Genomic DNA, 21,246 nt, shown 5'->3' on the forward strand with positions numbered 1-21,246 from the left:
CTACCGGCCCATTCCGAAGAACCGAACTGACGCTGGAGCCCGCATGTCCGCCCCGAAGCCCGAACCGATTTCCCACACCGCCGAGATGGTGATCGCCACCGTGGTCGGCGTCGGTGTGGGCCTGGGAGCCGACAATCTGCTGCTGGGCTGCGTGGTGGGTATCGCCGTTGGCATCGTGCTGAGCATCGCCAAGACCCTGTACGTGGACCGCAAGCGCCGCCGCCGTTGAGGGGGTGTCGGCAGGGCTGCGCCCTGCACCCGCGGTAGTGCCGGCCGCTGGCCGTCAACCTCAACAGCAACAGCAACAGCAACAGCGGGCTTTGCGTAGGATGGCGGGGCGGTGTCGTAGTGCGGGCGTGCTGCACGTACGTCCCTGTAAGCTTTGGAGCCGGATCCATGCGGCTGACACCCTGCCCTCCGACACCACCCCACCTCTGACAGATTCCTGCTGCTGTTGGTGGCTGTCGACCTTGGTCGACACGGTAGATCCACGCCATGCGTGGATGAATCTCTGTCAGATATCGAAATCAATATGGGGTCAGATCCGTTTTCCTCCGGAAAACGGATCTGACCCCGGTATTTGTTCCAACAGATCGCGGAAATCTGTCGAAAGCGGGGTGGGTCCGGTTGCGGGAGTGTCCGCGGCATGGATGCCGCGGCCAAGCCCCCATGGGTGAGGGCGCTTTGCTTGCGAAGCACTGCTTCGCAAGCGCCCGAACGCACAGCCGCCAGCGGCTGGGCCGGACCGCGGAGCGGGGTTCACGGCGTCTCCCGCAGCCGGACCCACCCCGCCTACCCTCAGGAAACCAGCTTCTGCTGTGGCCTGGGCTTTTGCTGTGGCCGTTGCCTCTGCGGGTGCAGGGCGCAGCCCTGCCGAACTAAACTACCCACCGTTGTCCCTGCAGGATTGCCCATGTTCGATACCTCGCCCCAGCTCGACTGCGCCGGCCGCATCCTGCGCCTCGACCGTGCCCAGGTCATGGGCATCGTCAACGTCACCCCGGACTCCTTCTCCGATGGCGGCGCGCACGACACCACCGAGGCCGCAGTCGCTCATGGCCTGAAGCTGGTCGAGGAGGGCGCGGACCTTCTCGATATCGGCGGCGAATCGACCCGGCCGGGCGCTGCGCCGGTATCGGTGGAGGAGGAACTGCGCCGGGTGATTCCGGTGATCGAGCAGCTGGCCGCACGCACCCGGGTGCCGATCAGCATCGACACCTTCAAGCCGGAAGTGATGCGCGCGGCCGTGGCGGCTGGCGCTGGCATGATCAACGACATCTTCGGCCTGCGTCAGGAAGGGGCGCTGGACGCCGCCGCTGCAACCGGCGTGCCGGTGGTGCTGATGCACATGCAGGGCGAGCCAGGCCACATGCAGGTCGATCCACATTACGACGACGTGGTCGCCGAGGTGCACGGCTTCCTGGTGCAGCGTCTGTTCGCTGCCGAGATGGCGGGCATTGCGAAGAAGAACCTGCTGATCGATCTCGGTTTCGGTTTCGGCAAGACCACTGCCCACAACATGACCCTGCTGGCACGCTCCGAGCGGTTCCTGGAGCTGGGCGTGCCGATGCTGGCCGGCCTGTCGCGCAAGCGCAGCCTGGGCGAACTGACCGGTCGCGATACGCCGTCCGAGCGGGTAGCGGCCTCGGTGGCCGCGCACCTGATCGCAGTCCAGCGTGGCGCGCGCATCGTACGCGTGCATGACGTGGCGGCCACAGTTGATGCGCTGAAGATCTGGCAGGCGGTGGAAGCCGTACCGACGCCGCGCGCCGACGCTGCGCCGACGATCCGCTGGCCGGACGAAGACTGATGGGCATCGACCGGCGGCCGCTGGCGATCGCCGTGATGGGGCCGACGGCCAGTGGCAAGACCGCCACGGCGATCGCCCTGGCGCGGCAGCTGGACGGTGAGATCGTCAGCGTCGACTCGGCACTGGTATACCGCCACCTGGACATCGGTTCGGCCAAGCCCGATGCGACGGAGCGCGCGCAGGCGCCGCACCATCTGCTGGACCTGCGTGACCCCTGGCAGACCTACTCGGCGGCCGAGTTCGCCGCCGATGCCGGGCGGGTCGTGGCCGACATCGTGGCGCGTGGCAGGACGCCGATCCTGGCCGGTGGCACTGGCCTGTACTTCCGGGCGCTGCTGCAGGGCCTGTCGCCGATGCCGGAGGCCGACCCGGCAATACGCGAAGCGCTCAGCGCCGAGGCGGCCGAGCGTGGCTGGGCGGCACTGCACGCCGAGCTGGCCAAGGTCGACCCGGCCGCCGCCGCACGCATCCATGCCACCGATCCGCAACGCATCCAGCGGGCGCTGGAGGTCTATCGCCTGACCGGTATCCCCATTACTGAATGGCAGCGCCGGCCGGGCGTAGCGCCATTGCCGGTGCGCACCCTCAAGCTTATCCTCGCCCCACGCGACCGTGCGGTTCTTCACCAGCGCATCGAGGCGCGCTTCGACGCCATGCTGGGGCAGGGGTTTCTCGACGAGGTGCGGGCATTGCGCGCGATGCCGGAAATGGCTGCCGTGGCGGCGCCCCTGGACCTGCCGGCAGTGCGTGCGGTCGGCTATCGGCAGGCCTGGGAGTACCTGGACGGGGAGGAGGATGCCGCCCGTTTCCGTGACAAGGCGATCTTTGCCACCCGGCAACTGGCCAAGCGCCAGCTGACCTGGCTGCGCGGCGAGCTTGATGCGCGCTGGTTCGACCCCCATGTTGATGGTGAGCGCTTGGCCAGCGCGGTGTCGACCTTCGTCGCACGCTGAATCCCCGCCAGCCGTGTAACATCATCGGTCGGCGGGCGGCTCGGGGGCCGCGGCAACCGTCGGCAACCCAATAAGAACAATAATCAGGAGTGTGCAATGTCCAAGGGGCAATCGCTGCAGGATCCTTTCTTGAACGCACTGCGGCGCGAACGCGTGCCGGTTTCGGTGTACCTGGTGAACGGCATCAAGCTGCAGGGCACGATCGAGTCGTTCGACCAGTTCGTGGTCCTGCTGCGCAACACGGTCAGTCAGATGGTCTACAAGCACGCCATTTCCACCGTCGTTCCGGCACGCAACGTGAAGGTCGGTCCGGGCGGCGGTTACGTGCAGTCGGGTGAAGGCGGTCAGGCAGGTGATGAAGCAGACGAGTAATACCGGAGCGGTGAATGTTTGACCGCTCGAAAAAGGGTGAACACGCCCTGTTGATCCAGCCCCATTTCGGCAAGCTGGAAGACGATGTGCTCGAAGAATTCGGTGATCTGGCCCGCTCGGCCGGGGCCAGCATCGCCGCGACGATCACTGCGCGCCTGGACCGTCCGAATCCGTCGACCCTGATCGGCAGCGGCAAGCTGGACGAGATCAAGGCTGCGGCCGACGCCAGCGGGGCCGACCTGATCCTGGTCAACCATGCGTTGAGCCCGGGCCAGGAGCGCAACCTGGAACGTTTCCTCGAGCGCCGGGTGATCGACCGCACCGGCCTGATCCTGGACATCTTCGCCCAGCGTGCGCACAGCCACGAAGGCAAGCTGCAGGTCGAACTGGCACAGCTGCGCCACCTGGCTACGCGGCTGGTGCGCGGCTGGACCCATCTGGAGCGCCAGCGCGGCGGTTCGATCGGCCTGCGCGGCCCGGGTGAAACCCAGCTGGAAACCGACCGCCGTCTGCTGCAGAAGCGGGTGGAGCAGCTGCAGAAGCGCCTGGAAAAGGTGGAAGTGCAGCGCACCCAGATGCGTCGTGCGCGTGTGCGCAGCGAGCTGCCCCGTGTGGCACTGGTGGGCTACACCAACGCCGGCAAGTCGACCCTGTTCAACGCCATGACCGGCGCCGAGGCCTATGCCGCCGACCAGCTGTTCGCCACGCTGGATCCGACCGTGCGCCGCATCGCGGTGCCGGGCGGCAACGTGGTGCTGGCCGACACCGTTGGCTTCGTCCGCGACCTGCCGCATGACCTGGTCGCTGCGTTCCGCTCGACCCTGTCCGAGGCGCGCGAGGCCGATTTCCTGCTGCACGTGGTCGATGCTGCCGACCCGCACCGCGAGGAGCGCATCGCCCAGGTCGACGAGGTGCTGACCGCAGTCGGTGCCGGTGACCTGCCGCAATTGCTGGTGTTCAACAAGATCGACCGCATTGACGGCGCCGACGTGCGCCACGACGGCCAGGACGGTATCCCGGATGAGTCGCGTCGTGAGCGGGTCTGGATTTCCGCGCGTGACGGGCGGGGGCTGGAGCTGCTGCAGGCGGTGCTGGGCAAGCGCCTGGGCCTGCAGCATGTCTCCGGCGAACTGCGCCTGCCGCCGGATGCCGGCCGCCTGCGCGCGCGCCTGCACCAACTGGAAGTGATCCGTAGCGAGCAGGCTGATGAAGACGGTTGGCTGTTGCAGGTCGACCTGCCGATCGCCGAAGCTGAGAAGCTGGCCGCCAGTGCCGATGGCGCCCCGATCCGGGCGCTGCTGCCGGAAAAACCGCCGGAGTGGTGAGGTAGCGGCCGATGCCCGGTAGTGCCGGCCGCCGGCCGGCAGCGCAACCATCCGGATGGGCGCGACATCTGGCTGTCATCTGCGGTACAACGTGCAGGTTCTTCACCCCACCGTCATGCCGATGTCCATCCCCACCGACGCTGAACTCAATAGCCAGTCCGCCGCGCTTGGGCAGCGCCTGGAGCAGGCCTCGCTGCAGCTGGTGACCGCTGAAAGCTGCAGTGGTGGCTGGATTGCAAAGTGCATGACCGACATCGCAGGTTCGTCGGCATTCTTCGACTGCGGCATGGTGGTCTACAGCTACGAAGCCAAGCAGCGCCTGCTCGGCGTGCGCGCACAAACGCTGGAGCAGTTTGGCGCAGTCAGCCGCGAAACCGTGCTGGAAATGGTTTCCGGTGCGCTGGTCAACTCGGGTGCCGGCATCGCGGTGGCGGTGACCGGCATCGCCGGTCCCGGCGGTGGCAGCCCTGGCAAGCCGGTCGGCAGCGTCTGGATCGGCTGGAAGCGGCGCGGCGGCTACGCCCGCGCCGAGCTGTTCCAGTTCGAGGGCGACCGCGAAGCCATCCGCCGGCAAACCGTAGCGGCGGCATTGCGCGGCATCGACGCCCAGCTGTGACATGCTGCTCCGGTAATCGTCCGGAGCACGCATGATGTGGGAAACGTTGGGCACGGTCCGCGACCTGGGCCGACTGCAGGAAATTGCGGTCGTCCTGATCCGCTATGGCTTCGGTGACGTGGTGCGGCGCATCGGCCTGGCCACCACGCTGGAGCGCGCAGGGCGCCTGTTGCACTGGAACGAGGATCGCCAGGAACTGCTGCGGATGACCGCGCCGGTGCGCGTACGCAGCGCGATGCAGGATCTCGGCCCGACCTTCGTCAAGCTCGGGCAGGTGCTGGCGACGCGCGTTGACCTGCTGCCGCCGGAATGGATCGCTGAACTGTCCGAGCTGCAGAACGCGGTACCCGCGCTGCCGTATGCCGATATCCGCGAGCAGCTGGAGGCCGACCTGGGTGCCTCGCCTGCAGACGTGTTCGCCTTCCTCGATGAAATCCCGATGGCCGCCGCATCGCTGGCGCAGGCCCATCGTGCACGGCTGCACGACGGCCGCGAAGTAGTACTGAAGGTGCGCCGCCCCGGCATCCGTGACGTGGTTGAAGCCGACCTGCGGTTGCTGGCGCGCCTGGCCGAAATCGTCGAGGCGCGGCTGCCGGACCTGCGCCGCTATCGTCCGGCCGAGGTCGTGCAGCAGTTCACCGTGTCGCTGCGACGCGAGCTGGATTTCGCCGCCGAATGCCGCAACGCCGAGCGCATCGCGCGCAACTTCAACGGCCGTGACGACATCCTGATCCCCAGCGTGCACTGGCAGTGGACCTGTGAAAGCCTGAACGTCCAGGACTTCGTCGACGGCATTCCCGGCCGTGACCTGGCCGGCGTCGATGCGGCGGGCCTGGACCGGCGCGAACTGGCTCGGCGCGGTGCCGGCATCGTGCTCAAGATGGTGCTGGAGGACGGCTGCTTCCACGCCGACCCGCACCCCGGCAACATCCTCTACCTGCGTGACGGCCGCATCGGCGTGATTGATTTCGGCATGGTCGGCGCGTTGTCCGAAGTGCGCCGCTTCCAGGTCGCGCAGCTGCTGCACGGGCTGGTCGAGCAGGATCCGCAGGGCGTGGCCGATGTGCTGCTGGACTGGGCCGGCGGCGTGGAAGTTGACGAGAACCGCCTGCAGCACGACATCAGCCAGTTCGTCGACCAGTATCGCGGCGTGCCGCTGAAGGACCTGCGCATCGGCCTGATGCTGGGCGATATCACCCAGCTGCTGCGCAGCTACAGCCTGACCCTGCCGGCCGATCTGGCGCTGATGATCAAGGCCTTCCTGACCCTGGAAGGCATGGGCCGCCAGCTGGACCCGGATTTCGACATGGCCAGTGCCGCGCGCCCGTTCCTTGAACGGGTGGTGCTGCAGCGCTATGCGCCCAATGCGCTGCTCAAGCGTGGCCGACGCAGCCTGCTGGGCCTGGTCGACTTCGCCGGGGAATTGCCGCGCGACCTGCGCAAGCTGGTCCAGGCCGCACGCCGCGGCCGCCTCCAGCTGAAGGTGGAAACCACCGCGCTGCAGGGCTTCGGCGAACAGGTGAATCGGGCAGCGAACCGGCTGGTGATGGGTATCGTCACCGCCGCGCTGATCATCGGGTCCTCGATCGTCATGCACAGCGTTGGCGGGGTCTCCAGTCGCTGGCTGCTGGCGCTGGGGGTGTGCGGGTTCATCGGCGCCGGCTTCTGTGGCGTGTGGATCCTGTACTCGATATGGAGGAGCGGCAAGCATACCTAGTGTGCTTGCCGCAGCGGTTCCCCACTGGAACCGCGGAATCGCTGCGCGATTCCGGTAGGGCCAATCGCTGGTCGGCTGCTTTTTGCCTTTGCCGCCCGGCCATTGGCCCAACTGCCGAGCATGGCGCGGCACTACAGACCCGGCACTTGCAGTTGTGCGCATTAGTAGTAATACTACTAATCATGGACCTGACCGACACCCAGCAGGCGATCCTGCAGTTGATCGCCGAGCGTATCGAGAGCGAAGGCGCACCGCCGTCGCAGACTGAAATCGCACGTGCGTTCGGCTTCAAGGGCGTGCGCGCGGCCCAGTACCACCTGGAAGCCCTGGAGCAGGCCGGTGCGATCCGTCGCATCCCGGGCCAGGCTCGCGGCATCCGTCTGGTGCAGGCACCGCCGGTCGAAAAGCTCGCCGAGCCGGGCCTTCCGGACAGCGTGCTGCGCTTGCCGGTGCTGGGCCGGGTCGCTGCCGGCCTGCCGATCGGTGCCGACATCGGCTCCGACGATTTCGTGGTGCTGGACCGGGTGTTCTTCTCGCCAGCGCCGGACTACCTGCTGAAAGTGCAGGGCGACTCGATGATCGACGAGGGCATCTTCGACGGTGACCTGATCGGCGTGCACCGTACCCGCGACGCCCGTTCCGGGCAGATCGTGGTGGCCCGCATCGATGACGAGATCACCGTCAAGCTGCTGAAGATCGCCAAGGACCGCATCCGCCTGCTGCCGCGCAATCCCGATTACAAGCCGATCGAGGTGCTGCCGGACCAGGATTTTGCGATCGAAGGCCTCTATTGCGGCCTGCTTCGGCCCAATCGTTGACCCGCTCCATAGTGCATTACCCCGCGGTCTTTTGTGGCGATTCTCTGGTTCCACTGAGGTTGGTACGGATGTCCGATAATTCTTTTCAGAGCGCCGGGCAGAATCTCAGCCTGTGCGATACGTCCGACTTAAAGTGAACCCATGGCAAAGAAGACCCCCAAAGACAGCACCCCCAACGACATGACCTCTGCAAGGACCAATACGATGGACGAGAACAAGAAGCGGGCCTTGGCTGCTGCTCTGGGCCAGATCGAGAAGCAGTTCGGCAAGGGCTCGGTGATGCGCATGGGCGACCGCGTGGTCGAGCCCGTCGAAGCCATCCCGACCGGTTCGCTGATGCTCGACATCGCACTGGGCATTGGCGGTCTGCCGAAGGGCCGTGTCGTTGAGATCTACGGGCCGGAATCCTCGGGCAAGACCACCCTGACCCTTCAGGCCATCGCCGAATGCCAGAAGATGGGCGGTACCGCGGCCTTCATCGATGCCGAGCACGCGCTTGACCCGATCTACGCCGCGAAGCTGGGCGTGAACGTGGACGACCTGCTGCTGTCGCAGCCGGATACCGGTGAGCAGGCGCTGGAAATCGCCGACATGCTGGTCCGTTCGGGCTCGGTCGACATCCTGGTGGTCGACTCGGTCGCCGCGCTGACCCCGAAGGCCGAAATCGAAGGCGAAATGGGTGACCAGCTGCCGGGTCTGCAGGCCCGCCTGATGAGCCAGGCGCTGCGCAAGCTGACCGGCAACATCAAGCGTTCCAACACCCTGGTGATCTTCATCAATCAGCTGCGCATGAAGATCGGCGTGATGATGCCGGGCCAGAGCCCGGAAACCACCACCGGTGGCAACGCGCTGAAGTTCTACGCCTCGGTCCGCCTGGACATCCGCCGTATCGGTGCGATCAAGAAGGGCGATGAGATCATCGGCAACCAGACCAAGATCAAGGTCGTCAAGAACAAGCTGGCGCCTCCGTTCAAGCAGGTCATCACCGAGATCCTGTACGGCGAAGGCATCAGCCGCGAGGGCGAACTGATCGACATGGGCGTGGATGCCAAGCTGGTCGAGAAGGCCGGCGCCTGGTACAGCTATGGTGAAGAGCGCATTGGCCAGGGCAAGGACAATGCCCGCGGCTACCTGCGCGACAACCCGACCGTCGCCGCCAAGCTCGAGGCCGAGCTGCGTGAGAAATTCCAGCCGGCCGAAGCGGCCCGCGAGGAAGGCGACGACGAAGGCGACGACGAGTAAGGCTTGCTGTGGGGCAGGGCGGCGCCGTCAGTGACGTCGCCCTGTCCCGCAGGTTCGAATCGCCCAGGGATGGGCAGGGCGCCAAGGACGGCGCCACCCTTGGAGCACCGATGTCCGACGCCGAAGACATTCCCACCGGCCGCAAGCGCCGGCAGCGTGAGCAGACTCCCGTCCAACGGGCGCTGGGCCTGCTGGTCCGCCGCGAGCACTCGCGCAAGGAACTCACCCGCAAGCTGACCGCCCGTGGCATCGAAGACGAAGCCGCGCAGGCCGCTGTCGCCAAGCTGACCGAGGCGGGCTGGCAGGATGACACCCGTTTTGCCGAGAACCTGGTGAGGATGCGCGCCAACACCGGTTATGGGCCGATCCATGTCCGCGCCGAGCTGGGGACCCACGGCCTGGACAGTGCCGCGATTGCTGCAGCGATGGACAGCTACGAAGGCGACTGGCAGGAGAACGCCCGTGATCTGGTCCGCCGACGCTTTGGCGAGGCCGGTCCGCAGGACCTGACGCAGCGGCGCAAGGCCGCCGATCTGCTGGCCCGACGGGGCTTCGACGGCGACAGCATCCGCCGTGCGACCCGCTACGACCCGGATGACTGAGACTGGCGGCGCCGGGCCTGATACCCTTTAGGTTTTCGGCGGTCCCTCGCGACTCTGGCCAACACGGCCGGTGGTCAGGGTCCGCCGGCCCGCAGACTGCCAGCCCCCAATGAACGCATCCGCCAAATTCACGACATCCCAGATCCGCAGCGACTTCCTTGAATTCTTCAAGGGCAAAGGCCACACCATCGTGCCCTCGGCGCCGCTGGTGCCGGGCAATGATCCGACCCTGCTGTTCACCAACTCCGGCATGGTGCAGTTCAAGGACGTGTTCCTCGGCGCGGAGAAGCGTAGCTACGTGCGCGCGGCCGACGTGCAGCGCTGCCTGCGCGCGGGCGGCAAGCACAACGATCTCGACCAGGTCGGCTACACCGCACGCCACCACACCTTCTTCGAAATGCTGGGCAACTGGTCGTTCGGCGACTACTTCAAGAAGGACGCGATCGCCTGGGCCTGGGAACTGCTGACCCAGGTCTGGAAGCTGCCGGCCGAACGCCTGCTGGTCACCGTCTACCAGACCGATGACGAAGCCTACGAGCTGTGGCGCGACATGGTCGGCGTGCCGGAAGAGCGCATCGTGCGCATCGGCGATAACAAGGGTGCGCCGTTCGCTTCGGACAACTTCTGGCAGATGGCCGACACCGGTCCGTGTGGTCCGTGCACCGAGATCTTCTACGACCACGGCGACCATATCGCAGGCGGCCCCCCGGGTTCGCCGGATGAAGACGGCGACCGCTTCATCGAAATCTGGAACCTGGTGTTCATGCAGTTCGACCGCCAGCCCGACGGCACCCTGGTGCCGCTGCCGGCGCCGTGCGTGGATACCGGCATGGGCCTGGAGCGCCTGGCTGCGATCCTGCAGCACGTGCACACCAACTACGAGATCGACCTGTTCCAGGCGCTGATCCGCAAGGCCTCCGAGCTGACCGGCACCGCCGACCTGGAGAACAAGTCGCTGCGCGTGATTGCCGACCACATCCGCGCCTGCTCGTTCCTGATCGTCGACGGCGTGCTGCCGTCCAACGAAGGCCGGGGTTACGTGCTGCGCCGTATCATCCGCCGCGCCCTGCGCCACGGCTGGATGCTGGGCGTGCGCCAGCCGTTCTTCAGCAAGCTGGTGCCGACGCTGGTCGAGCAGATGGGCGAGGCCTATCCGGAACTGCCGGCGGCGGTGGACACGGTCACCCGTGCGCTGCAGGCCGAGGAAGAGCGTTTCGCCGAAACCCTCGATGCCGGCATGAAGATCTTCGAAGACGTGGCCGGCAAGGCCAGCAATGGCGTGATCCCGGGCGTTGACGCCTTCCGCCTGTATGACACCTATGGCTTCCCGCTCGACCTGACCCAGGACATCGCCCGCGAGCGCGACCTGACCGTCGACATCGCCGGCTTCGATGCCGCGATGGAGCAGCAGCGCGAGACCGCGCGCGCGGCCGGCAAGTTCGGTGGCGGCGTGACCCTGCCAGCCGAGCTGGTGGCGACCCTCAGCCCGACCCAGTTCCTGGGCTACGACCGCCTGCAGGCCGACGGCCTGGGCGTGCTGGCCCTGCTCAAGGACGGTCGTCCGGTGCAGTCGGCCGATGCGGGTGACGCAGTCATCGTCATCACCAACCAGACCCCGTTCTACGCAGAGTCCGGCGGCCAGGTCGGCGACACCGGCGTGCTGACCGGCAACGGCGTGCGCCTGGTGGTGGAAGACACCCAGAAGTTCGCCGGCCAGTTCCATGGCCATGTCGGCACCCTGTCCGGCGGCGGCCTGAAGGTCGGCGACGTGCTCTCCGGCCAGGTTGATGGCGAGCGCCGCGGCGCCACCATCCTCAACCATTCGGCCACCCACCTGCTGCACGCCGCCCTGCGCGAAGTGCTGGGCACCCACGTGCAGCAGAAGGGCTCGCTGGTCGCCCCGGACCGCCTGCGTTTCGACTTCTCGCACTTCCAGCCGATCAGTGCCGACGAACTGGCGGTGATCGAGCGCAAGGTCAACCAGCAGGTGCGCGCCAACAACGCCGCCGAAGTGCACACCATGGGCATGCAGGAAGCGCTGGACTTCGGCGCGATGGCCCTGTTCGGCGAGAAGTACGGCGAGCACGTGCGCGTGCTGAAGATGGGTGACTACTCCACCGAGCTGTGCGGTGGTACCCACGTCAACCGTACCGGCGACATCGGCCTGTTCAAGATCACCTCCGAGGGCGGCGTCTCCGCGGGCGTGCGCCGCATTGAGGCCGTCACCGGCCAGGGCGCGCTGGACTACGTGGACGCCGAAGAGGCCCGCCTGGCCGAGGCCGCTGAGCTGCTCGGCGGCAGCGCCGCCGACGTGGTCGAGAAGATCCGTGCCCTCGGCCAGCGCCAGAAGCAGCTGGAGCGCGAACTGGAGGCCGTGAAGGCCAAGGTTGCTGCGGGTGCCACGGCCGACCTGTCCGGCCAGGCCGTCGAGGTCGCTGGCGTGAAGGTGCTGGCTGCCCGCCTGGAGGGCTTCGACGCCAAGGCCCTGCGTGACGCCATGGATCGCCTCAAGCAGCAGCTGGGCGACGCGGTGATCGTGCTGGCCGGCGCCCAGGACGGCAAGGCGGCCCTGGTCGCAGGCGTGAACGGCAGCGCAATGGGCAAGGTCAAGGCCGGGGAACTGTTGTCCCATATCGCCGGTCAGATCGGGGGCAAGGGCGGCGGACGCCCGGACCTCGCCCAGGGTGGTGGCGAGGACGGGCCCGCCCTTGCCACTGCGCTGGCTGCCGTCGTCGAATGGGTCAGCCCCCGCCTGTGATGAACCTGGCCGTCCCCCTCCTTGTAGGAGCGGGACGGCTGACGGTACCATTGCGAATCTTTTCCCTTTGTCGTGGTAGCGCTTCTTGACGGAGCGTCAAGCCGGTGGGGGATACCCTTCCACACGGTTCCATGGAGACTTACAAAAATGTTGATCCTGACTCGCCGCGTCGGCGAAACCCTGATGATCGGAGACTCGGTGAGCGTCACCGTGCTTGGCGTCAAGGGTAACCAGGTGCGTATCGGCATCACCGCGCCGAAGGACGTCGCTGTGCATCGCGAAGAGATCTATCAGCGCATCCAGCGTGGTGATGAAGCCGGTGGCACCGGTAGCGAAAATTCTGCCGAATAACGCTTTACCTTCGCACTCGATTAACGTTATGATTCACGCCCCGCTGAGGTGCGACGCACCAGACGCGGAGAAAACCCCGGAGTGATGCCCGAGTGGCCGAAGGGGCTCCCCTGCTAAGGGAGTATAGGGTCAAAAGCTCTATCGAGGGTTCGAATCCCTCTCACTCCGCCAGATACAAAGAAGCGCCTGCAGATCCTCGATCTGCAGGCGTTTTTCTTTGCGCGGATGCAGGGTCCCGGCGTGCCATCCAGCGATCATAGATCGCTGATGGCGACCGAATCAGGCTCTCCTCAGAGCTTTAGCGTCACACCCACCTGGAAGCCCCGCCCCGGCAGCGGCGCGATGTACTTCAGCGGCGAGTTGTGTGGACGCGCTTCCTCATTGAGCAGGTTGCTGCCGTTGACGAACACTTCCATGCCGGCGATGTAGCTGCTGCGCACCGGCAGTTCGCGGCTGACCTGCAGATCAACCAGGTTGAACGCGTCCAGCGGGATTTCCTCGCTGACGTTGCGGCCGAGGTACTTCTGCGTGTCGTAGTAGGTGCTCGACAGCTGCGCCTTCCAACCTTCGCGCTGCCATTGCAGGTTGGCACCGTAGCGGTTGGTCGGCATGTTCGGGAGGTACTCGCCATCGTTGTGGGCGCGCAGCGGATCGGGGTGGTCGGCCTTGTTCTTCACCAGATCGGCGAAGGCAGAGATGTTCAACGTGCCATACCGGCCCAAGTCCAGCACCTGAGATGCGTCGATCTCGAAACCCTTCACCGTGGTGTCGGTCTGCTTCCAGTACTTGAGCGGCAGACGGTTGGCGGTCTGCAGGCCGGAATGGCCGAGGTAGAGATAGTTCTCGTACTTCATCCGGTAAGCGGTGGCCGACAGCTCGAAACCGCCGATGTGGAACAGGCCGGTCAGCTCCAGGTTCTTCGCGCGCTCAGGCTTGAGGTTCTGGTTGCCTTCTTCCTGGGTCATCACCGAATAGTGTGCGTTGCTGGCATACAGCTCGTTGATCTCCGGTGCGCGCTGCGAGGATGCGTAGCGCACCTTGGCGGCGAACAAGGGGCCTAGCTCGACATACGATCCGAGGGTGTAGCTGTTGAGCCGGTAGTCGCGGTCCTGCAATTTCGTGTTGGCGGCATTGCGCGCTGTCTTGAAGCGGCTTGGTTGCAGGTCATGGTCAACGCGCTCGTGGCGCACGCCTGCATCGAAACTGGCCCAGCCGAAGTCCAGCGTCTCCTTCAGGAACACCGCGTTGCTGCGGGTGTCGACGTCGGGCAGGTAGCGCAGTGAACCGCTGCCGGTGACCTGGCGCGACTGGTGGCTGAAGCCGAGCAGGCCGCTGAGCGGACCGATGCGCTGATGGCTCAGAAGCAGCTCGGCCTGGGAGCTTTCGAAGTCGTAGTCATTGGCCTTGGATGCACCGAGGCGCTCGCCCGACGTGTTGTCCAGCCTGGAAACTCGCAGCTCCGCGCGCTCGAACCACGGCAGCGGATCGCGCAGCAGGGCGTCCAGCGCGTAGCGTTCCTGCTTGATCACCACGCCCACCGGCAGGCCATCAGCATAGTTCGAACCGAACGACAGGTTCTGCATCGAGAATCCCGGCACGCCGTATTCGCTGTCCTTGGCATCGATGCTGACACCCACGTAGCCACGGTCGAAGAACAGCGTCGAGCCGAAGGCCACCTGCGAGTTGCGTGCGTAGCTGTTGCCCAGCCGGTGATGGTAGTCGGGCGTGACATCGTTGTTGATCTGCTTCTGCACGTACGACGGCGTGCCGGGCACGTAGGCCGGGTTGGCCGGATTGATGTAGGTGCGGTGCTGCCAGACCGAGGTCGGATGGTTGGTGTAGAACGAGAAGTCACCATCGGCCCAGTCCGGATTCTCGCTCATGAACTGGTCGATGTAGGGCTGCGAGGCCTTGTTGTAGATCTGCTGGACGCGCGCCTCTTTCTGGCAGCTGTCGGCCAGCGCCGAGTTGACGCCGCCGGTCGGCGGGAACAGGCGGGTGTTGCAGACGTCGGCCTTGCTGTTGCCCGGGATGTCGTAGTGCGAGATGCGCTGGCGCGAGACCTGCAGGTTGGTCGAGAGGTTGCGCTGGTTGTTGAAGTTCATGCGGAAGCCCTGCGCGTCGGCGGCATTGAAGCCCTTGCGCAGGACCAGCTCCATCGACTGCTCCGTGTCTTCCAGGCTGCGCGGGATGAGGCCCGAATCGATCTCCACGCTGCCGCCGATCGCATTGCCGCCATAGCGCACGGTATCGGAGGACTTGTTGACGATGACGCTGCGCACGAACAGTGGATCGAACGGAATGTTGATGTCGCCGCTGATCGCGTTCATGCCGAGAATGGACTGGCCATCCTGCAGGATCTGCACGCGGTTGCCGCTGAGGCTGCGGATGACCGGGGCGCCCGCGTTCGGCCCGAAGGCGCTGCTCTGCACGCCGGAGACATGTTCGAGCAGGCTTCCGAGGGTACGGTTCTGCGCCTGTGGATTGTCGACGGTGACCCGGCTGTCGACGCGCGAGGGCGGGGAGGCCTGGACCTGGAGGGTGGGAAGGGTAGGCGCGTCCGCAGCGTGGGCGGTGTGGACAGCGAGCAGGATGGCGGCAGCAAGCAGGTGGCGACGCATAGCAGGACTCGTGAAATAGGCGTGAAATGTTATAACGTAACGATCTGTATCGACAAGGACGTGATGAGGCCTTGCCGCCAGACCTGAATCGCGGGAGGCGCGAACGAGGTTGCCGCGCGTTCAGCGCCCTGCCTTGTGCGGGGCCCCGATGCTGTGCACGATCCGAAGCGCTGCGCCCCACAACGCGTCACGCAGCACCTTCTTCACTGGAACGGAGCAACGTATGAAGCTGTTGTCCGCTGTGTTGTTGTGTGCGTGTTCGCTGCCGGCCGGGTTGGCGCTGGCGGTGGAAGCGTCCCCGTCGCCGCTGCTGGGGCGTTGGTCGCTGGACACCGCGACCTCGGCACTGCCCGAGGCGCAGCGTCCGAAGCGGGTGGTGCTGGAGTTCAAGGACGCCGGTGGTGGGCGCTGGAGCTCGCACGTGGATATCGTCCTGCATGATGGCAATACCATGAAGTCCGACGGCACGCTGGCGCTGGACGGTACGCCGGGCCCTTTGTCCGGTACCTATGGCGCGGACAAGGCCAACCTGAAGCTGCCGGCGCCGAACACCCTGGTGATGCAGCTGGTGGACCACGGTACGCCGGCCTCCACCCGTATCTACACCGTGGCCGATGACCAGGCGACGATGACCGAGACCAAGGCGTTCTACGCTCACGACGGGACGCCGATCCTGCAGACCAACCTGTTCAAACGCATGCCGTAGCGATCCTGCGTTCACCACGCCCGCACAACGGGCGTGGTGAACACCGCCGCCTTACACCGGGGCCGGGTCGCGCTTGCCGGTGTCGATGCCATACCTGCCCATGGCGTCCTGCATCCAGCACGCAGCACCATGACCATCACGTTCCAGCGGATCATCGCGTTCAGGCGGCGCTCGACGGCCAGGTCGCCCGGATAGGCCGGCTGGCGTTCGGGCGGGATGGTATTGACGTAGGCCGTCCATGCGCAGGTATGCAGGTCGCCGTGCTGCGGGGCGTCCAGCCCGCTCAGCTGATCGATCAGGTAGTGCGCGCGTGGCCGGCCACCGGCCTGCATCACCGCCTGCAGCGATTCACGCCACTCCCGCGTTTCCAGCGGGTCGGTATCGAAGGGGATCAGAAATTGGTTCATGACTGTCTCCGGAGGGCGCCGCTCGGACGTCTGCCTAGGCGACAACACCATCAGGGCGCACAGCACTGGAGCGGGGTCGCCACGGCAATGCCGTGACGCGAAGGGCGGACGTGGCAGCCACCGAGGAGACAAGCGTAGGCCCGTCCTCGCGCCTTCGATAGGCGGGCCCGGCTTCGGTTTCTGGCAAGCAAGAGTTGGAGCAGCGCGCCGTATCGTGCGCCGACGTGCCGGGCGGGGAATGCCTGGTGCGTTCGTCTGCTGCAACGCCCCTGTCATCAATGGCCGTCACCCTGCTGGGCTTTCCAGCCTCGGGGTGGTTGGCCGGCCGTGAACAGCGTGAGGATCTGGGAGAAGAGCTACGAACTGCGGCGCCGGCTGCTGCGTGGCTTCTTCCTGCGTCGCGGTTCGGCCAGCGAGGATGCCGAAGACCTGGCGCAGGAGGTCTACCTGCGGCTGCTGCGCAGCACCGGCGAGGATGCCGACGCGGTCGAGAACCCGGAAGCCTACCTGTTCACCGTGGCGGCCAACCTGGCGCGCGAACATGCACGAGCGCGGTCGTCGCTACCGCCGCTCGAGGACGTCGATCTGCTGGCCGAAGTGCTGAAAAGCGAAGAAGACATCGAGGGCGAATTCGAGTGTGCGCAGCGCTGGAACGATATCCGCAGCACCATCGCGCGGTTGCCGGCGACCACGCGCCGGGTGATGGAGCTGCATTACCGCGACGGGCTGGACTGCCCGGGAATCAGCCAGCAGCTGCAGGTGTCGGTGCACATGGTGCGCAAGCATATCGGCAAGGGGCTGGAGGCCTGCAGGAAGGCGCTGGGCGCCAGGGAGCTCACATGAATCGGTATCCATCACGCAGGCCTGACGACGCGATCGAACGTGAGGCGGCGCACTGGTTCCTGTGCAATCGCGAGGGGGGGCTGGACAAGGCCGGGCGTGTCGCGTTCCTCGACTGGATGAAGCGCTCGCCCGAGCATGTTCGCGCCTACATGCGCGCGCTCGCGTTGCACCGGCAGGTGGGCGAGGCGCTGCAATCGCCGTTGGCTGATGCGGCGCTGGTGCCACCGCAGCAGGTCGCCGCCAAGGTGGTGCCGCTGTTCGGTCGTGCGCACGCGCCGCCCCGCGCCGCGCTGCGTCGCGGTCGCGTGCGCTGGTGGACGGTCTCTGCCGCGGCCTGTGTTGCCCTGCTCGGCGTGGGCCTGGTTTCGCAGATGATGCCCACCCAGCAGCTCTACAGTGCCGGGCATGGTGAACTCCGCGACCTGGTGCTGCCCGACCAGACCCAGGTGCGGCTCAACGCGGACAGCCGACTGCGGGTACGCATGAGCTGGTTCAGTCGAAGGGTGGAGCTGCTGCAGGGGGAGGCCACGTTCGACATCGCCCGCGACCGCCGTCCGTTCGAGGTGGAAGTGAACGGCCTGGAGATCCGGGATATCGGCACTGTATTCGATGTATCGCGACGGCTGCAGAGCACCCGCATCGGCGTGGTCTCCGGCGAGGTCGAGGTCTGGAGCCAGGGCGCGGGTGCCCGCCGCCTGGCCCAGCTGGAGCAGGGCCGGGTGGTGCAGGTCGACGCGCGAAGCCATGCCGTCGAGCCAGTGGACATGCCGCTGTCGATGCTGCTGGACTGGCAGCAGCGCAAAGTCTCCTTCCTCGATGAGCGGCTCGATGAGGTGGCAGCTGCCTTCAACCGGCACAACCAGGTGCAGGTGCGCGTGCTGGACGAAGGCGCAGCATCGGCGCGGTTGTCCGGCAGCCTTGATGCGCATCGCATCGGTGCGCTGCAGGCCTTCCTTGAACGCGACCCACGCTTCGTGGTGAGGCGCGAAGGCGACACAGTGCGGGTCGGCAGTCGCTGAGGCCCGTGTGGTCGTGGACTGTCAGAAAAAATTCATCGAATCCCTGTTCTCCACTTCGGTGGATGCGGGCTCTTACTTGGGAGAAGCCGCTGCCAAGTCACGCGGCGACCTCGCAGCCTTTTCTCTTCCAAGGACCCGTGATGCGCAACACGCTCTACCTGTCGATCATCCTCGCCCTGTCTCCCTGCAGCGTGCCAATGGCGGCCGCGGCCGCGGCCACTGCCGATGGCCTTGAAGCCCGCGTGTCGGCGGCGATCGCGGCGCAACCGCTGGCACGTGCGCTTGAGCAGCTGTCGCGCAGTTCCGGCGTGCAGTTCCTGTACTCGGGCAGCGGTGAAGCGCACATGGCCGGGGCTGTGCCGCGGGGCGCCACCGTCAAGCAGGCGTTGGACGCACTGCTGGCGGGTACCGGCCTTGGCTACACCGTGGTGGATGGCAATGTCATCGCCATCGATCCGGCACCCGCACGCAATGCGCCGAAGCCAGCCGCGCCGATGCCGCGCGAGGCCGGGGCGGTGCTGGCGCCGACCCTGGGCACGGTGAAGGTGATTGCCGCGCATGAGGTCATCGACCAGAAGAAGTCGTCGCCGGTGATCAAGGATTCGGTGGTCTACGACGAGATGGACAGCTACGGCGACGAGACCTTGGCCGAGAGCCTGATGGCCGCTCCAGGCCTGAGTGCAGTGGAGGATGCCGGCGAACCACGCTATGTGACCGTGCGCGGCGTGCAGGCCAACCTCAACTACACCACCATCGATGGCATCGCGATCGCCAGCGTGGGGGGCAGTGGCTCCGGGGAGCGCATGAACAATCTGCAGCTGATTCCCAGCGACATCGGTACCCGAACCGACATCTACAAGAGCTTCAGCGCGGAGCAGGCACCGGATGCGATCGGCGGTGTGATCGACATCATCAGCCGCAGCGCCTTCGACCGGTCGGGCAGGTACGTGTTTGCCGATGTGGCAGGCATCTATTCCACAGCCGAGACCAACGTCGAGCGCAGTGCCGGCGGCAACCACGAGACCCTGGGCCATTTCGGCAAGAGTGCCAAGATGGTGTTCTCCAACCAGTTCGGCGCCGACCAGGAATTCGGCATCGTTGCGGTGGCACGCTATGAGCAGCGTTCACGCAACAGCGTCAAGCGCTGGGTGGAGTCGAACTACTACTACAACGACGCTGGAAAATACCTCACCGACGGCACCACGGGTCCGGACGAGGCCAAGGGTTGGAACGGCCTGCGTGCGCCTGGCAACTTCAGTACCGGCACCTATACCAACTTCATCACCAACTTCGGTGGCTCCGCCAAGCTTGAGTGGAAGCCCTCGGATGATCCGTTCTACGCATCGCTGCTGCTGTACTCGTACCGGTTCTACGAGAACTCGACGATGAACAAGACGGATCTGTATGGCAACGCCAAGTTTCCGATCCGCAACCAGACCGAGGACAGCGGTACCACCCAGATCAACAGCATCTACATCAAGAACCGCCACGACCGCTGGGACCGCAGCAACCGTGGCGCCATCGCCAGCTTCAACTGGGACATCGGCGACCGTTCGCGCCTGACCCTGCGTGGTGGCCACACCGAAGAGACCTTCCACAACAACCAGGTCTACTGGGGCGTGCGCGCCTATCCAAGCAATCTGTTCGTCGACTACGAGAATGACAGTCACGGGTTCCCAAACGCGGTAGCGGTTTCTGATTCCAGCCTGCTGACCAGCTCCGCGTTCAAGCTCAATCCGGCGCAGGCCTATGTCTCCCCACGCGATGCCAAGGAGAGCATCGACAACCTGCGCGCGGACTTCAGCTACAACATCGACGCCGATGCGCGTGGCTTCGGCCTGGCCACCGGCGCCGAGTACCGCCACCTGAAGATCTGGCAGGACATCGACTTCGACTACTTCAAGAGCAGTGCCACGCTCAACGATTACCTGTATCCGGGTTCGACGCTGCTGGGCAGCGTGCCGGGCTTCCCGCTGATCGACAACCGCAAGTGGAACGAGGAACTGCTGCCGAAGCTGGGCAACAACAATGCGGCGTATCCGAATGCCAACTTCACCAGCGACTACAAGTACGTGGAGGACATCACCAATGCCTATGTGTCCGCTCACTACGCCTGGGACCGGCTGCTGCTGATCGGCGGCCTGCGTTACGACCACACCCGCTTCAATGCCTACAGCCCGTTCAGCGATGATGGCGGCAGTACGTATACCTCCGCCTTCCGCAACACGAGCGGTGGCTACAACAACCTGCTGCCTTCGTTGAATGCGACGTTCAAGCTGAGCGAGGACCAGCGCCTGCGCTTCTCCGCCAGCCGTACGCTGGGCCGGCCGACGCCGAGCAACATCGCCCAGGCCACCAGCACCAGCTGTGGCGATGACGAGGAGGGCAGGGGCTTCTGCACCATCAAGCAGGGCAACGCCAACCTGCAGCCGCGCCGTTCCACCAACGTCGACCTGGCGTGGGACCTGTATTTCAACGGCAACAATGGCCTGGTCTCGGTGGCGCTGTTCGACAAGGTGATCAAGGACGATATCTACACCCTGACCACGTTCGAGAACGTGGGGGACACCCGCTACCGGGTCACCCAGCCGATGAACACCGACGAGTCGAAGCTGCGTGGCGTTGAGTTCGCGGTGGCCAATCGCAATCTGCAGTGGGGCCGCCAGCGCTTCGACATGTACTTCAACGCGACGCGTCTGGAAGGCCAGACCAACTACCGCATCACCGATGGCACCGAGCGGCGCCTGGACCGCCTGCTGTACCAGCCGGACTGGTCGCTCAATGGGTCAGTGATCTGGCGCATGCCGTGGAAGAGCTCGCAACTGCGCCTGTCCGGAACCTACCGCAGCCGGATGCTGGTCGACTTCGGTGACACCGAATGGCTGGATTCGTACTACGACCCATACATGACGTTCAACATGGCTTTCAGCCACAAGGTCGGCAAGCACGTAACGCTGAAGTACGAGGCCAAGAACCTGTTCAACACCCAGCCAACCTACAGCACCGGTCCGAACGGGCGTTTCCGAACCGAGATCGACGACTACGGCCGCTTCTTCTATTTCCACATCATCTACAACTGAGGGGGC

The 21,246-nt window shown here is 65.6% G+C and carries 17 protein-coding genes, 1 tRNA gene and 1 pseudogene; 17 read left to right on the forward strand and 2 right to left on the reverse strand.

The features are described from left to right. Positions 1 to 43 precede the first annotated feature (43 nt). The 13 genes from AC5P8U_RS11485 (at position 44) to AC5P8U_RS11545 (ending at position 12,735) form a co-directional block, all read left to right on the forward strand. Complete coding sequence (locus tag AC5P8U_RS11485; protein ID WP_049482998.1) at positions 44 to 229, forward strand: hypothetical protein; 186 nt, start codon at positions 44 to 46, stop codon at positions 227 to 229. A gap of 684 nt (positions 230 to 913) precedes the next feature. Next, on the forward strand, positions 914 to 1,810 hold the full coding sequence (gene folP, locus AC5P8U_RS11490) for a dihydropteroate synthase (RefSeq protein WP_072166686.1): 897 nt from the start codon (positions 914 to 916) through the stop codon (positions 1,808 to 1,810). Beyond that, positions 1,810 to 2,763 (forward strand): tRNA (adenosine(37)-N6)-dimethylallyltransferase MiaA, encoded by a 954-nt coding sequence (gene miaA / locus AC5P8U_RS11495; protein WP_227837856.1) that lies wholly within the window; start codon positions 1,810 to 1,812, stop codon positions 2,761 to 2,763. Before folP ends, miaA begins: the two co-directional genes overlap by 1 nt. Positions 2,764 to 2,859: 96 nt before the next feature. Then, positions 2,860 to 3,135, forward strand: coding sequence for an RNA chaperone Hfq (gene hfq / locus AC5P8U_RS11500; RefSeq protein ID WP_004152891.1), 276 nt, complete (start codon positions 2,860 to 2,862; stop codon positions 3,133 to 3,135). Between the two features lie 14 nt (positions 3,136 to 3,149). Further along, positions 3,150 to 4,460, forward strand: a complete 1,311-nt coding sequence (gene hflX / locus AC5P8U_RS11505; protein ID WP_061480155.1) for a ribosome rescue GTPase HflX — start codon at positions 3,150 to 3,152, stop codon at positions 4,458 to 4,460. A 121-nt stretch (positions 4,461 to 4,581) separates the two neighbouring features. Continuing rightward, entirely contained in the window at positions 4,582 to 5,076 is a 495-nt protein-coding gene (locus tag AC5P8U_RS11510; protein ID WP_088497763.1) for a CinA family protein, read from the forward strand. A gap of 34 nt (positions 5,077 to 5,110) precedes the next feature. After that, positions 5,111 to 6,793 carry a 2-polyprenylphenol 6-hydroxylase gene (gene ubiB / locus AC5P8U_RS11515; RefSeq protein ID WP_088497764.1) on the forward strand — a complete coding sequence of 561 codons (1,683 nt, stop codon included), beginning with the start codon at positions 5,111 to 5,113 and terminating at the stop codon, positions 6,791 to 6,793. Positions 6,794 to 6,975: 182 nt separating this feature from the next. Further along, complete coding sequence (lexA, locus tag AC5P8U_RS11520) at positions 6,976 to 7,611, forward strand: transcriptional repressor LexA (protein WP_005416045.1); 636 nt, start codon at positions 6,976 to 6,978, stop codon at positions 7,609 to 7,611. A gap of 204 nt (positions 7,612 to 7,815) precedes the next feature. Continuing rightward, on the forward strand, positions 7,816 to 8,853 hold the full coding sequence (gene recA, locus AC5P8U_RS11525) for a recombinase RecA (protein ID WP_005416046.1): 1,038 nt from the start codon (positions 7,816 to 7,818) through the stop codon (positions 8,851 to 8,853). A 110-nt stretch (positions 8,854 to 8,963) separates the two neighbouring features. Then, the gene (recX, locus tag AC5P8U_RS11530) at positions 8,964 to 9,455 is read left to right on the forward strand and encodes a recombination regulator RecX (RefSeq protein ID WP_061480154.1); all 492 of its coding nucleotides are present in this window, start codon (positions 8,964 to 8,966) and stop codon (positions 9,453 to 9,455) included. Between the two features lie 109 nt (positions 9,456 to 9,564). Continuing rightward, a complete protein-coding gene (gene alaS / locus AC5P8U_RS11535; protein WP_447897265.1) occupies positions 9,565 to 12,213 on the forward strand; it encodes an alanine--tRNA ligase in 2,649 nt (882 codons plus the stop codon). Positions 12,214 to 12,360: 147 nt separating this feature from the next. Continuing rightward, the gene (csrA, locus tag AC5P8U_RS11540; protein WP_004152909.1) at positions 12,361 to 12,564 is read left to right on the forward strand and encodes a carbon storage regulator CsrA; all 204 of its coding nucleotides are present in this window, start codon (positions 12,361 to 12,363) and stop codon (positions 12,562 to 12,564) included. A gap of 78 nt (positions 12,565 to 12,642) precedes the next feature. Next, positions 12,643 to 12,735 (forward strand) — tRNA-Ser (locus tag AC5P8U_RS11545). A 119-nt stretch (positions 12,736 to 12,854) separates the two neighbouring features. On the opposite strand, the gene AC5P8U_RS11550 is transcribed toward AC5P8U_RS11545, so the two are convergent. Continuing rightward, positions 12,855 to 15,185 (reverse strand): TonB-dependent receptor, encoded by a 2,331-nt coding sequence (locus tag AC5P8U_RS11550; protein ID WP_227837800.1) that lies wholly within the window; start codon positions 15,183 to 15,185, stop codon positions 12,855 to 12,857. 223 nt (positions 15,186 to 15,408) lie between these two features. Between AC5P8U_RS11550 and AC5P8U_RS11555 the strand changes: the two genes are divergently transcribed. Continuing rightward, entirely contained in the window at positions 15,409 to 15,891 is a 483-nt protein-coding gene (locus AC5P8U_RS11555) for a hypothetical protein (RefSeq protein ID WP_061480151.1), read from the forward strand. A gap of 68 nt (positions 15,892 to 15,959) precedes the next feature. On the opposite strand, the pseudogene aceE reads toward AC5P8U_RS11555, so the two are convergent. Beyond that, a pseudogene (gene aceE, locus AC5P8U_RS11560) lies at positions 15,960 to 16,298 on the reverse strand (pyruvate dehydrogenase (acetyl-transferring), homodimeric type); the annotation flags it as partial. A gap of 327 nt (positions 16,299 to 16,625) precedes the next feature. Between aceE and AC5P8U_RS11565 the strand changes: the two are divergent. The 3 genes from AC5P8U_RS11565 to AC5P8U_RS11575 all read left to right on the forward strand — a co-directional run bounded on the left by AC5P8U_RS11565 (position 16,626) and on the right by AC5P8U_RS11575 (position 21,240). Then, complete coding sequence (locus tag AC5P8U_RS11565) at positions 16,626 to 17,141, forward strand: RNA polymerase sigma factor (protein WP_495214149.1); 516 nt, start codon at positions 16,626 to 16,628, stop codon at positions 17,139 to 17,141. Next, a complete protein-coding gene (locus AC5P8U_RS11570; RefSeq protein ID WP_188241241.1) occupies positions 17,138 to 18,160 on the forward strand; it encodes a FecR family protein in 1,023 nt (340 codons plus the stop codon). Before AC5P8U_RS11565 ends, AC5P8U_RS11570 begins: the two co-directional genes overlap by 4 nt. A 140-nt stretch (positions 18,161 to 18,300) precedes the next feature. After that, positions 18,301 to 21,240, forward strand: coding sequence for a TonB-dependent receptor (locus AC5P8U_RS11575; protein WP_188241242.1), 2,940 nt, complete (start codon positions 18,301 to 18,303; stop codon positions 21,238 to 21,240). Positions 21,241 to 21,246: the final 6 nt, after the last annotated feature.

Source organism: Stenotrophomonas sp. YJH_SMC_81, from assembly GCF_059370875.1.

What these genes read in the sequence shown, in the direction of transcription:
- csrA (WP_004152909.1), top strand. Translation starts at nt 12,361, where the DNA reads ATGTTGATCCTGACTCGCCGCGTCGGCGAAACCCTGATGATCGGAGAC.
- miaA (WP_227837856.1), top strand. Translation starts at nt 1,810, where the DNA reads ATGGGCATCGACCGGCGGCCGCTGGCGATCGCCGTGATGGGGCCGACG.
- recX (WP_061480154.1), top strand. Translation starts at nt 8,964, where the DNA reads ATGTCCGACGCCGAAGACATTCCCACCGGCCGCAAGCGCCGGCAGCGT.
- AC5P8U_RS11575 (WP_188241242.1), top strand. Translation starts at nt 18,301, where the DNA reads ATGCGCAACACGCTCTACCTGTCGATCATCCTCGCCCTGTCTCCCTGC.
- AC5P8U_RS11570 (WP_188241241.1), top strand. Translation starts at nt 17,138, where the DNA reads ATGAATCGGTATCCATCACGCAGGCCTGACGACGCGATCGAACGTGAG.
- hflX (WP_061480155.1), top strand. Translation starts at nt 3,150, where the DNA reads ATGTTTGACCGCTCGAAAAAGGGTGAACACGCCCTGTTGATCCAGCCC.
- lexA (WP_005416045.1), top strand. Translation starts at nt 6,976, where the DNA reads ATGGACCTGACCGACACCCAGCAGGCGATCCTGCAGTTGATCGCCGAG.
- AC5P8U_RS11485 (WP_049482998.1), top strand. Translation starts at nt 44, where the DNA reads ATGTCCGCCCCGAAGCCCGAACCGATTTCCCACACCGCCGAGATGGTG.
- folP (WP_072166686.1), top strand. Translation starts at nt 914, where the DNA reads ATGTTCGATACCTCGCCCCAGCTCGACTGCGCCGGCCGCATCCTGCGC.
- hfq (WP_004152891.1), top strand. Translation starts at nt 2,860, where the DNA reads ATGTCCAAGGGGCAATCGCTGCAGGATCCTTTCTTGAACGCACTGCGG.
- AC5P8U_RS11510 (WP_088497763.1), top strand. Translation starts at nt 4,582, where the DNA reads ATGTCCATCCCCACCGACGCTGAACTCAATAGCCAGTCCGCCGCGCTT.
- AC5P8U_RS11555 (WP_061480151.1), top strand. Translation starts at nt 15,409, where the DNA reads ATGAAGCTGTTGTCCGCTGTGTTGTTGTGTGCGTGTTCGCTGCCGGCC.
- AC5P8U_RS11550 (WP_227837800.1), bottom strand. Translation starts at nt 15,185, where the DNA reads ATGCGTCGCCACCTGCTTGCTGCCGCCATCCTGCTCGCTGTCCACACC.
- ubiB (WP_088497764.1), top strand. Translation starts at nt 5,111, where the DNA reads ATGTGGGAAACGTTGGGCACGGTCCGCGACCTGGGCCGACTGCAGGAA.
- recA (WP_005416046.1), top strand. Translation starts at nt 7,816, where the DNA reads ATGGACGAGAACAAGAAGCGGGCCTTGGCTGCTGCTCTGGGCCAGATC.
- alaS (WP_447897265.1), top strand. Translation starts at nt 9,565, where the DNA reads ATGAACGCATCCGCCAAATTCACGACATCCCAGATCCGCAGCGACTTC.